The 11,596-nt window shown below is 72.3% G+C and carries 12 protein-coding genes and 1 pseudogene; 10 read left to right on the top strand and 3 right to left on the bottom strand.

The window, feature by feature from the left end:
• The 3 genes and pseudogenes from VLJ82_RS02465 to VLJ82_RS02455 form a co-directional block, all read left to right on the top strand.
• A pseudogene (locus VLJ82_RS02465) lies at window positions 1–232 on the top strand (F0F1 ATP synthase subunit beta); the annotation flags it as partial.
• Between the two features lie 40 nt (window positions 233–272).
• A complete protein-coding gene (locus VLJ82_RS02460) occupies window positions 273–668 on the top strand; it encodes a F0F1 ATP synthase subunit epsilon (RefSeq protein ID WP_408661734.1) in 396 nt (131 codons plus the stop codon).
• Between the two features lie 56 nt (window positions 669–724).
• Window positions 725–1,144, top strand: a complete 420-nt coding sequence (locus VLJ82_RS02455) for a DUF2550 domain-containing protein (protein ID WP_408661733.1) — start codon at window positions 725–727, stop codon at window positions 1,142–1,144.
• Between the two features lie 25 nt (window positions 1,145–1,169).
• Here VLJ82_RS02455 and VLJ82_RS02450 read toward each other — a convergent pair whose 3' ends face one another.
• The 3 genes from VLJ82_RS02450 to VLJ82_RS02440 are packed head-to-tail and all read right to left on the bottom strand — an operon-like array spanning window position 1,170 to window position 2,847.
• Window positions 1,170–1,748 carry a cob(I)yrinic acid a,c-diamide adenosyltransferase gene (locus VLJ82_RS02450; protein WP_408661732.1) on the bottom strand — a complete coding sequence of 193 codons (579 nt, stop codon included), beginning with the start codon at window positions 1,746–1,748 and terminating at the stop codon, window positions 1,170–1,172.
• A 41-nt stretch (window positions 1,749–1,789) separates the two neighbouring features.
• Window positions 1,790–2,485: an N-acyl homoserine lactonase family protein gene (locus tag VLJ82_RS02445; protein WP_408661731.1), complete on the bottom strand. Its 696-nt coding sequence runs from the start codon at window positions 2,483–2,485 to the stop codon at window positions 1,790–1,792.
• Between the two features lie 2 nt (window positions 2,486–2,487).
• A complete protein-coding gene (locus VLJ82_RS02440) occupies window positions 2,488–2,847 on the bottom strand; it encodes a hypothetical protein (protein ID WP_408661730.1) in 360 nt (119 codons plus the stop codon).
• Between the two features lie 140 nt (window positions 2,848–2,987).
• On the opposite strand from VLJ82_RS02440, the gene VLJ82_RS02435 reads away from it, so the two are divergent.
• From VLJ82_RS02435 to VLJ82_RS02405, 7 genes are all read left to right on the top strand, one after another.
• Complete coding sequence (locus VLJ82_RS02435) at window positions 2,988–3,836, top strand: 3-hydroxyacyl-CoA dehydrogenase family protein (protein WP_408661729.1); 849 nt, start codon at window positions 2,988–2,990, stop codon at window positions 3,834–3,836.
• 144 nt (window positions 3,837–3,980) lie between these two features.
• On the top strand, window positions 3,981–6,005 hold the full coding sequence (locus VLJ82_RS02430) for a protein meaA (RefSeq protein WP_408661728.1): 2,025 nt from the start codon (window positions 3,981–3,983) through the stop codon (window positions 6,003–6,005).
• A 59-nt stretch (window positions 6,006–6,064) separates the two neighbouring features.
• Complete coding sequence (gene nucS / locus VLJ82_RS02425) at window positions 6,065–6,739, top strand: endonuclease NucS (RefSeq protein ID WP_408661727.1); 675 nt, start codon at window positions 6,065–6,067, stop codon at window positions 6,737–6,739.
• Between the two features lie 71 nt (window positions 6,740–6,810).
• Complete coding sequence (locus VLJ82_RS02420; protein WP_408661726.1) at window positions 6,811–8,331, top strand: aldehyde dehydrogenase family protein; 1,521 nt, start codon at window positions 6,811–6,813, stop codon at window positions 8,329–8,331.
• A 175-nt stretch (window positions 8,332–8,506) separates the two neighbouring features.
• Window positions 8,507–10,282, top strand: a complete 1,776-nt coding sequence (locus VLJ82_RS02415; RefSeq protein ID WP_408661725.1) for a 3-hydroxyacyl-CoA dehydrogenase family protein — start codon at window positions 8,507–8,509, stop codon at window positions 10,280–10,282.
• Between the two features lie 67 nt (window positions 10,283–10,349).
• Window positions 10,350–11,285 (top strand): hydroxymethylglutaryl-CoA lyase, encoded by a 936-nt coding sequence (locus VLJ82_RS02410; protein ID WP_408661724.1) that lies wholly within the window; start codon window positions 10,350–10,352, stop codon window positions 11,283–11,285.
• Between the two features lies 1 nt (window position 11,286).
• Complete coding sequence (locus VLJ82_RS02405) at window positions 11,287–11,595, top strand: ATP/GTP-binding protein (RefSeq protein ID WP_408661723.1); 309 nt, start codon at window positions 11,287–11,289, stop codon at window positions 11,593–11,595.
• The last annotated feature ends 1 nt before the right edge of the window (window position 11,596 follow it).

Here is an 11,596-nt window from a genome sequence, read left to right as displayed (position 1 = left end):
CAAGGTGCTGGTCGGCCGGGCCCGCCGGATCGAGCGGTTCCTGTCGCAGAACACCTTCGTGGCCAAGCAGTTCACCGGCATCGAGGGCTCGTTCGTGCCGATCGAGGAGACCATCGACGCGTTCAAGCGGCTGGCGGCCGGTGACTTCGACAACTACCCGGAGCAGGCGTTCTTCATGTGCGGTGGCGTGGAGGACCTGGAGAAGAAGGCGCACGAGCTGCGCAACGCCTGAGGTGTGGGCCGGCACGTCGGTAGAGCGAGGAGCGGAGTGAATGGCTAGCACCACCACCATGCAGGTCGAACTGGTGTCGGTCGAGCGACCGATCTGGTCGGGTGAGGCCACCGCGGTGTACGCCCGGACCACCGAGGGCGAGATCGGCGTGCTGCCCGGCCATGCTCCACTGCTCGGGGCGCTGGCACCGGGCTGGCTGGTGCGCATCCTGCACGCCGACGGGGTCGAGCAGCGGGTGGCGGTGCACGGCGGGTTCCTGTCGGTGCGCCCGGACGGCGTGTCGGTGCTGGCCGAAATGGCCGAGGATGCCGAGGAGATCGACGTCGCCCGGGCCCGGCACGCCCTGGAGCGGGCCGGCACCGGCACCGACGAAGAAACGGTCGACGCCCGCAACCGGGCGCTGGCCAGACTGCGTGCGGCAGGCGAACAGATTTAGCGATTCCAGTCAGGATCCGGCAAGCTGGGTAGACAGCGTGTAGGAGGCCCCGATTGTTGGCCGAGCTCGAGCTCTCCGGCCTGATCGTGGTGTGCCTGCTGGCTGTCTGCGCAGTGGCCCTCTGGCTCGCCGTGCTGGTGCATCAGCGCCGGGTGGTGGCCTCGGCCGGCGGCCTGCCGATGGCGCTCAAGCGCGACGACCAGCGCTGGTCCAACGGGGTGGGCCGCTACGTCGGCGACGAGCTGCACTGGTACCGCACCCTGTCGTTGTCGCTGCGACCGGTGCTGCGGATGCCGCGCAGCGACCTGGTGGTCATCGCGAGCCGGCCGTGGAACCCGCAGCGCGACATGGCGCTGCGGCCGAACCTGACGATCGCCGAGTGCAAGTTCCGCGACGGCGAGGTCAGCCTCGGCTTTCCGGACAACGGGCTGACCGGCTTCCTGTCCTGGCTGGAGTCCTCGGCGCCCCGGTTCTGATACCGCGGGCGTCCGGGCTGGCCGCTCAGCCGGCGTTCGCGCCGCCCGGCTGCCACAGCACGTCCGCGCCGGCGTTGGCGCACCGGGCCAGGATGAACAGCAGGTCCGACAGCCGGTTGAGGTAGGTGGCAGCCAGCGGATTGGTGTGCTCCGGGTCGGCCTCGATCAGCGCCCAGGTGCTGCGCTCGGCCCGCCGGGCCACCGTGCGGGCCACGTGCAGCAGCGCCGCGCCCGGGGTGCCGCCGGGCAGGATGAAGCTGGCCAGCGCCGGCAGCTCGGCGTTGAACTGGTCGCACCAGGCCTCCAGCCGGCTCAGGTAGCTCTCGGTGATCCGCAGCGGCGGGTACTTGGGGTCGGGGATCACCGGGGTGCACAGATCGGCCCCGACGTCGAACAGGTCGTTCTGCACCTGGCGCAGCACCGCCGCGAGCGGTTCGGCCAGCTCGCCGAACGCCAGCGCGGCACCGAGGGCGGCGTTCGTCTCGTCCGAGTCGGCGTAGGCCGCCACCCGCAGGTCGGTCTTGGGCACCCGGCTGAGATCGCCGAGCGCGGTGGTACCGGTGTCACCGGTCTTGGTGTAGATGCGGGTCAGGTGTACGGCCATGGCCTCAATCTAGGGCCTCGATGATCTCCAGCTGTCGCCGGTCACCCGGGACGCCAGCTGGAGTGGTCGTGTGCGAAGACCACCTCGGCCGGCTCCAGCCGCTCGATCCGCGCCACCCAGTCCGCGACGTCCGGCAGCGGGGGTGAATGCCCGTCCCGCCGGGCGCGCAGCGCGAGCAGATCGGCGGCGAAGCCGGTGGCGTTGTCGTGGCTCTGGCCGGCCACCACCACGGTGCCGTCCGGCTTGCCCACCACCAGCGACTGGTGGCCCGCGGTGTGGCCGGGCGTCGGCCACACGAACACCCCGGGCAGCAACTCGCCGTCGCCGCTCACCTCGCGGTAGACCGCGTCCGGGGTGTCGATGAGCGCGGCCAGCGTGTAGTCCGGCTCGGTGCGGGCGGTGGCCAGCTCCACGGACTGCACGTAGATCGGCGTGCCCCCGAACAGCCCGTTGCCGCCGCAGTGGTCGAAGTGCAGGTGGCAGTTGGCGACCAGGTCGATGTCGGCGATCCCGACGCCGAGTGCGGCCAGCGCCTCGGCCACGCCGGTGCGCCGCGGCCGGTACCACTCGTCCACCTCCGGGTCGGTTCCCATCCCGGTGTCGAAGAGCAGCAGGCCGTCCGGATGGCGCACCAGGTAGCCCAGGCACGGCTCCACCCGCACCGATCCGGTTCGGGTCTCGGCGGCCGGCCGGACGAAGTAGCCGTAGTCCAGCCGGGACACGCTGACCGGTGCCATGGCTAGCGCTGCCCGGCGTTGGGAGCGGAGCCGTCCAGCACCTCGCGAGCCCTGGCCTCGTCCCGGCCGAAGACCAGCAGGTCGTAGCTGTCGCGGTCCAGCCGGGAGACCGAGCAGCGCAGGCCGTGCGCGGACAGCAGGTTCTTGCCGGCCAGCACCTGGGCCCGCGGTGCCCGCGACAGCACCGCGGTGAGCAGGCCGAGGTCGGCCTGCGGGCCGCTGTCCGGACGGCCGGTACGCGGCCGGGACGGGGAGAACACCCAGCGCATCACGACAATCAGCACCGCCAGGATGCCGGCCGCCCACACCAGGATGCCGAGGTCGAAGCCCATGCCCAGCCTGCCCTCCGTCAGGCGGATCACCCGCCCTGCCCGCCAGCATGGCAGCCGCCCGGCAACCACCGCGAGTGGCCCGGCGGCTATCGTGCGAGCAACCCCGCCGGCCGTCGCGCGCAGGCCTTCGCCCGTTCGAACCGTTCCACAGATCCGAGGAGAGACACGCCATGACACAGCAGGTAGCGATCGTCGGGGCCGGCCTGATGGGGTCGGGGATCGCCCAGGTGACGGCGGTGGCCGGGCTGCCGGTGGTGCTAACCGACGTCACCGAGGTGGCCCTGAACCGCGGCAAGGACGGCATCGAGAAGTCACTGGCCAAGTTCGTCTCCAAGGACAAGCTGGCCGAGTCCGACGCGCAGGCCGCGCTGGAGCGGATAACGCTGTCCACCGACCTGGGCGCTGCCGCCGAGGCCGACATCGTCATCGAGGCGGTGTTCGAGAGCCTCGACGTCAAGCACGGGATCTTCACCACCCTGGACGGGCTGTGCAAGGACGGCGCGGTGCTGGCCTCCAACACCTCCGCGATCCCGATCAGCCAGCTGGCGGCAGCCACCCGGCGTCCGGAGTCGGTGGTCGGCACCCACTTCTTCTCGCCGGTGCCGATGATGGCGCTGTGCGAGCTGGTCCGCGGCTACAAGACCTCCGACGACACCCTGGCCCGGGCCCGCGCCTTCGCCGAGCAGATCGGCAAGACCTGCATCGTGGTCAACCGCGACGTCGCCGGCTTCGTCACCACCCGGCTGATCGCGGCGCTGGCCAACGAGGCGGTCCGGCTGCTGGAGACCGGGGTGGCCACCGCCGAGGACATCGACACCGCCTGCAAGCTGGGCTTCGGTCACGCCATGGGGCCGCTGGCCACCCTGGACCTGACCGGCATCGACATCATGCGCAACGCCACCACCAACATCTACAACGACACCCGGGACGGCAAGTTCGCCCCGCCGGAACTGCTGTCGCGGATGGTGGTGGCCGGCGACCTGGGCCGCAAGACCGGGCAGGGCTTCTACAGCTACTGACGCGTTCCCGGCCGTCCGGGCTGCGTTCCCTGCCGTCCGGGCTGCTCCGGCGCTGTGCGAACTGAGCCACATCGCCCTACTCGCCGGTAGCGGGCGTGCCAGACTCGGCCTTACCAGACCCGTTTCCATGATCAGGAGCGTGCGATGGCCGAGCGGAGCACGCCGTGGGTGATGCGCACCTACGCCGGGCACTCCAGCCCGCAGGAGTCCAACGCGCTGTACCGGCGCAACCTGGCCAAGGGCCAGACCGGGCTGTCGGTCGCCTTCGACCTGCCCACCCAGACCGGCTACGACCCGGACGCCGAGCTGGCCCGCGGCGAAGTCGGCAAGGTCGGGGTGCCGATCGCCCACCTCGGCGACCTGCGGGCGCTGTTCGACGGCATCCCGCTGGCCGACATGAACACCTCGATGACCATCAACGCCCCGGCCATGTGGCTGCTGGCGCTGTACCTGGTGGTGGCCGAGGAGCAGGCTTCCGCGACAGGCGTGCCGGCCGAGGAGGTGCGGGCCCGGCTGGCCGGCACCACCCAGAACGACATCGTCAAGGAGTACCTGTCGCGCGGCACCTTCATCTTCCCGCCGGCCGAGTCGCTGCGGCTGATCACCGACCTGATCGCCTACACGGTGGCCGAGGTGCCGCGGTGGAACCCGATCAACATCTGCAGCTACCACCTGCAGGAGGCCGGTGCCACGCCAGTGCAGGAGGTCGCCTACGCGCTGTGCACCGCCATCGCGGTGCTGGACTCGGTGCGCGCGTCCGGCCAGATCCCGCCCGAGCGGTTCGGCGAGGTGGTGGCGCGGATGTCGTTCTTCGTCAACGCCGGGGTGCGCTTCGTCGAGGAGCTGTGCAAGATGCGCGCCTTCGGCCGGCTGTGGGACGAGATCACCACCGAGCGGTACGGCGTCTCCGACCCGCGCCAGCGGCGGTTCCGCTACGGGGTGCAGGTCAACTCGCTCGGCCTGACCGAGGCGCAGCCAGAGAACAACGTGACCCGGATCCTGCTGGAGATGCTCGGGGTGACGCTGTCCAAGGACGCCCGGGCCCGGGCCGTGCAGCTGCCGGCCTGGAACGAGGCGCTCGGCCTGCCCCGGCCGTGGGACCAGCAGTGGTCGCTGCGGATGCAGCAGGTGCTGGCCTACGAGACCGACCTGCTGGAGTACGACGACCTGTTCACCGGGTCGGAGGTGGTCGAGGCCAAGGTGGCCGAGATCGCCGACGGCGCCCGGGCCGAGATCGCCCGGGTGCTGGAGGCCGGCGGCGCGGTGGCCGCGGTGGAGTCCGGCTATCTCAAGGCCGCGCTGGTCGCCTCGCTGGCCGAGCGGCGGCGCCGGATCGAGACCGGCGAGGACGTGGTGGTCGGGGTCAACCGGTTCACCGAGACCGAGCCGAACCCGCTGACCGCCGACATCGACAGCTCGATCCTGACCGTCGACGCCGGCGTGGAGGCGGCCGCCGCGGCCGCGGTGCGGGCCTGGCGGGCGGGCCGGGACGCCGCCGAGGTGGCGGCCAGCCTCGCCGAGCTGAAGGCGGTGGCGGCCACCGACGCCAACCTGATGCCGGCCACCCTGCGGTGCGCCCGGGCCGGCGTCACCACGGGGGAGTGGGCCGGCGCGCTGCGCGAGGTGTTCGGCGAGTACCGGGCGCCGACCGGGGTGTCGGCCGCCGGTGCCGCCGGGGTGGGCCCGGCCGATTCCGCGCTCACCGAGCTGCGCCGCCGGGTCGCCGAGACCGGTGCCGAGCTCGGCGGCCGGTTGCGGTTCCTGGTCGGCAAGCCGGGCCTGGACGGGCACTCCAACGGTGCCGAGCAGATCGCCGTGCGGGCCCGGGACGCCGGCTTCGAAGTGGTGTACTCCGGCATCCGGCTGACGCCCGCACAGATCGTCGCCTCGGCGGTGGAGGAGGACGTCGCGGTGGTGGGCCTGTCGGTGCTGTCCGGCTCGCACCTGTCGGTGGTCCCGGAGGTGCTGGACGGCATGCGGGCGGCGGGGCTCGACGACGTCCCGCTGGTGGTCGGCGGCATCATTCCGGACGCCGACGCCGCCCGGCTGCGCGAGCTGGGGGTGGCCCGGGTGTTCACCGCCAAGGACTTCGAGCTGACCGCGGTGCTCGGCGAGGTGCTGGACGCCGTCCGGGAGGCCCAGGGGCTGGCGGCGGACGAGCTGGTCTGAGCCCTGGACGATCTGGCCCAGGGCGGGGGCGTCGGCGCGCTCGCCCTATGCTGCCCAGCGTGCGCCTGGTGATCGCTCGTTGCAGAGTCGACTACGTCGGACGGCTGACCGCGCACCTGCCGATGGCGCCGCGGCTGCTGATGGTCAAGGCCGACGGCTCGGTGCTGGTGCACTCCGACGGCGGGTCCTACAAGCCGCTGAACTGGATGTCGCCGCCGTGCACGCTGGTGGAGTCCGAGCTGCCCGGCGGGGAAGCCCTCTGGACGGTCACCAACAAGACCGGCGACCAGCTGCTGATCACCGTCGAAGAGGTGCTGCACGACTCGCAACACGCTCTCGGGGTCGACCCGGGGCTGGTCAAGGACGGCGTCGAGGCGCACCTGCAGGTGCTGCTGGCCGAGCAGATCGAGACCCTGGGCCCCGGTTACCGGCTGGTCCGGCGGGAGTTCCCGACCGCGATCGGCCCGGTCGACATCATGGCCCGGGATGCCTCCGGGGTGTCGGTGGCGGTGGAGATCAAGCGGCGCGGCGACATCGACGGCGTGGAGCAGCTGACCCGCTACCTGGAACTGCTCAACCGGGACCCGCTGCTGGCCCCGGTCCGCGGGGTGTTCGCCGCGCAGGAGATCAAGCCGCAGGCCCGGGTGCTGGCTCTGGACCGGGGCATCGAGTGCCTGGTGCTGGACTACGACCTGCTGCGCGGGGTGGACGACCCGTCCCAGCGGCTGTTCTGAGCGCGGCGGGCATGACGTGTCGGGCATGACTTGTATAGCGGGCTGAGCTACCGGCCAGTAACCTCGCGGGCATGATCGCCGTCTCGGAGCAGTCCGGCAGTTCGGTTTCGCTACCCACCGACCGGCAGCGGTTCGACTCGGTCAACCCGGCGACCGGCGAGCCGATCGCGAGCTTCGAGGTGCACACCGCCGAAGACGTGGCCGCCGCCGTCGAGCGGGCCCGGCAGGCCGCCGCCTGGTGGGCGCAACTCGGCGCCGCCGGACGCCGGGCCCGGCTGGACGCCTGGCGGGTGCAGCTGGTGCGCCGCACCGACGAGCTGGCCGGCTTGATCGCGCGGGAGAACGGCAAGCCGGTCGACGACGCCGCGGTCGAGGTGACCATCGCCATCGCGCACCTGGCCTGGGCGGCCCGCAACGCCGCGAAGGTGCTGCGCCGGCGCCGGGTCAATCCCGGCCTGCTGGCGGTCAACCATTCGGCGTTCGTGGAGTACCTGCCCTACGGCGTGGTCGGGGTGATCGGGCCGTGGAACTACCCGGTGCACACTCCGATGGGCTCGATCTCCTACGCGCTGGCGGCCGGCAACGCGGTGGTGTTCAAGCCCAGCGAGTACACCCCGGCGGTCGGCCGCTGGCTGGTAGACACGTTCGCCGAAGCAGTCCCCGAGCAGCCGGTTTTCCAGTTGGTCACCGGCTTCGGCGAGACCGGCGCCGCGCTGTACCAGGCCGGGGTGGACAAGCTGGCCTTCACCGGCTCCGCGGCCACCGGCCGGAAGGTGATGGCCGGGTGCGCGGCCACCCTGACCCCGTGCGTGATCGAGTGCGGCGGCAAGGACGCCCTGATCGTGGCCGCCGACGCCGACCTGCCCCGGGCCGCCGAGCAGGCGGTCTGGGGGTCGATGTACAACGCCGGCCAGACCTGCGCCGGGGTGGAGCGGGTCTATGTCGAGGCGCCGGTCTACCAGGAGTTCCTCGACCGGGTCAGCGCGGCCGCGGCCGGCCTGCGCACCGGGCCGGAGCATGGCGCGGCGGCGCACTACGGCGCGATCACCATGCCGGGCCAGCTGGAGGTGATCTCCTCCCACGTCCGGCAGGCGCTCGAGCACGGCGGCCGGGCGCTGGTCGGCGGGCCGGACTCGGTGCGGGCGCCCTGGGTCGAGCCGGTGGTGCTGGTCGACGTGCCGCCCGACGAGCCCGCCGTCACCGAGGAGACCTTCGGCCCGGTGGTGGTGATCAGCAAGGTGGCCGACCTGGACGAGGCGGTCGAGGCGGCCAACTCGGGCGGCTACGGCCTGGGCGCCTCGGTGTTCAGCCGCCGGCACGGGCGCCAGCTGGCCAGCCGGCTGACCGCCGGCATGGTCAGCATCAACTCGGTGCTGACCTATGCCTCGGTGCCGGGGCTGCCGTGGGGCGGCAGCGGCGAGTCCGGCTTCGGCCGCATCCACGGCCCGGACGGCCTGCGCGAGTTCGCCCGGTCCCGGGCGGTCACCGCCCAGCTGTTCGACATCCCGCTCAGGATCGCCACCTTCGCCCGCCCGGACCGCTCGGTCCGGCAGCTGCGCGGGCTGGCCCGGCTGCGCTGGGGCAGGCGCTGACCTCCGCCGGCGCGTGAGACTTCACCCACCTCCCCGGTGCGTCCGGTCGGGCCGGGAGGTTACCGTGGGCCGACAGCGGGCCACCGCTCGACTGTCATAGGGATCGCCTCGTCCGGACGGTCGAGCCCTATGACGAAACCCGAGCGCGCCCGACAAAGCTTCGAGGAGGCCAGCAGTGGCGCGGACATTCAGCCGGGTGGGCGTGGTGGGCCTGGGCACCATGGGTGCGGGCATCGCCGAGGTGTTCGCCCGCAACGGCCTGCAGGTGGTGGCGGTCGATCGCGACCAGGCCGCGGTGACCCGCGGCCGGGGCCACATCGAGCACTCCACCGGCCGGGCGGTGGCCCGCGGCAAGCTGGCCGAGTCCGAGCAGGCCGAGCTGCTGGGCCGGATCAGCTTCGACACCGAGCTCAAGGCGATGGCCGACGTCGACCTGGTCATCGAGGCGGTGCCCGAGCAGCTCGCCCTCAAGCGGGCCATCTTCACCGCGCTGGACGAGATCTGCGGGCCCGAGACGATCCTGGCCACCAACACCTCCTCGCTGTCGGTCACCGAGATCGCGGTGGCCACCACGCGTCCCGGCAAGGTCGTCGGCATGCACTTCTTCAACCCCGCCCCGGTGATGAGGCTGGTCGAGGTGGTGCGCAGCGTGGTCACCGAGCCGGACGTGGTGGCCGACATCGAGGCGTTCGTGGCCTCGCTCGGCAAGACCGACGTCACCATCGGCGATCGGGCCGGCTTCATCGCCAACGCGCTGCTGTTCGGCTACCTCAACCACGCCGCCGCGATGTACTCCGAGCGCTACGCCAGCCGCGAGGACATCGACGCCGCGATGAAGCTGGGCTGCGGCCTGCCGATGGGCCCGCTGGCGCTGCTGGACCTGATCGGCCTGGACACCGCCTACGAGATCCTCGACACCATGTACAAGCAGTCGCGGGAGCGGCTGCACGCCCCGACCCCGATCTTCAAGCACCTGATCACCGCCGGCCTGCTCGGCCGCAAGGTGGGCCGCGGCTTCTACACCTATGACGGGCCGGACTCGCCGAAGGTGGTGGCCGACGCCAGCACCCCGGCTGAGCAGCCGGACAACGGCGGCGCCCGCCCGGTGCAGCGGGTCGGCGTGGTGGGCTCGGGCACCATGGCGATCGGCATCATCGAGGTGTTCGCCCGGGCCGGCTACGACGTCACCTTCGTCGCCCGCTCGGAGCAGAAGCTGCAGGCCGCCCAGAACGCGGTCCGGCGCTCGCTGGACAAGGGCGTGCAGCGCGGCAAGCTGACCGCCTCCGAGCGCGACGAGGCGGCCGGCCGGCTGACCGGGTCGGTCCGGCTGGACGACCTGGCCCCGATGGACCTGGTCGTCGAGGCGGTGGTCGAGGACCTCTCGGTCAAGCAGGCGCTGTTCGCCAACCTGGACGGGATCTGCCGGCCGGGCGCGGTGCTGGCCACCACCACCTCCTCGCTGCCGGTGATCGCGTGCGCGGCGGCCACCGGGCGGCAGAGCGAGGTGATCGGGCTGCACTTCTTCAACCCGGCGCCGGTGATGTCGCTGGTCGAGGTGGTCAGCACGGTGGCCACCGCCCCCGACGTGGAGGCCACCGCGCTGGCGGTGTGCACCCGGCTGGGCAAGCATCCGGTGCGCTGCGGCGACCGGGCCGGCTTCATCGTCAACGCCCTGCTGTTTCCGTACCTCAACGACGCGGTGAAGATGCTGCAGGCGCACTACGCCACCACCGACGACATCGACTCGGCCATGAAGGTCGGCTGCGGCTACCCGATGGGCCCGTTCGAGCTGCTCGACGTGGTGGGCCTGGACGTGGCACTGGCCATCCAGCGGATGCTCTACACGGAGTTCCGTGAGCCCGGCTTCGCGCCGGCCCCGCTGCTGGAACACCTGGTCACCGCCGGCCGGCTGGGCCGCAAGTCCGGCAAGGGTTTCCGCGAGTACACCTGAAAGGTTCTTCTCGGTCCGGGCGTTGCATCGGTCGAGCCGGCTGGAGTTGTCAGAAGGGAGAAGGGCGATGGTCGCCGACGGGCTGCCCGACGTGGTGGAACTGGACGCGCTGCCGGCCCGGGTGACCATCTGCGAGGTCGGCCCGCGCGACGGGCTGCAGAACGAGTCGGCGATCGTGCCGCTGGAGGTCAAGCTCGAGTTCATCGAGCGGCTGGCCGACGCCGGCCACCAGCTGATCGAGGTGACCAGCTTCGTGCACCCGTCCTGGGTTCCCCAGCTGGCCGATGCCGAGCAGCTGGTCGCCCGGCTGGACCGGCGTCCGGGAGTGCGCTACCCGGTGCTGGTGCCCAACGCCCGCGGGCTGGACCGGGCGCTGGACGCCGGCGTCACCGAGATCGCGATCTTCGCCAGCGCCACCGAGACCTTCGCCCGGCGCAACCTGAACCGGACCATGGCTGAGGCCCTGCAGATGTTCGCCCCGGTGGTGGCCGGGGCCCGCGACCGCGGCCTGCGGGTACGCGGGTACCTGTCGATGTGCTTCGGCGACCCGTGGGAGGGGCGGGTGCCGCTGCCGCAGGTGGTGCGCGCCGCCACCGACCTGGTCGGCCTCGGTTGCACCGAGATCAGCCTGGGGGACACCATCGGGGTGGCCACCCCGGGCCAGGTCCGGGCGCTGTTGCGGCTGCTTGCCGAGGCCGGCATCGGCCCCGACACCGTGGCGGTGCACTTCCACGACACCTACGGCCAGGCGCTGGCCAACACGCTGGCCGCACTGCAGGCCGGCGTGCGGATCGTGGACGCGTCGGCCGGCGGGCTGGGCGGCTGTCCGTACGCCGAGAGCGCGACCGGCAACCTGGCCACCGAGGACCTGCTGTGGCAGCTGGCGGGGCTGGGCATCGAGACCGGGGTGGACCTGGCCAAGCTGGTCGAGACCAGCGCCTGGATGGCACGCCAGCTCGGCCGGCCCAGCCCGTCCCGGGTGGTCCAGGCGTTGGCCGGCTGACATGCCCAGCAGGCGGCAGTCGAAGTGGAACCGGCCGGCCCGGCCGCTGGCCACCGAGACCGGCGAGCGCGCCGAGAGCTGGCGCGGAACGGCCTACCGGGTCCGCCCGGTGGCCGGCACTGGTGGCGGGCCGTACCGCTGCCCGGGCTGTGACCAGCTGCTGCCCGCCGGTGTCGGGCACGTGGTGGCCTGGCCCGCCGACGACCTCGACGCCACCGACCGCCGGCACTGGCACACAGCCTGCTGGCAGGCCCGCGACCGCCGGGCGCCGGGCATCGAGCGCAGCCGCAACGCCCCCCGCTACGGCTGAG

The organism is Jatrophihabitans sp. (assembly GCF_035474675.1).
GTDB lineage: Bacteria > Actinomycetota > Actinomycetes > Mycobacteriales > Jatrophihabitantaceae > Jatrophihabitans_A.
Note: the sequence above shows the minus strand (reverse complement) of the source record. Positions and strands in the feature narration are given on the sequence as shown.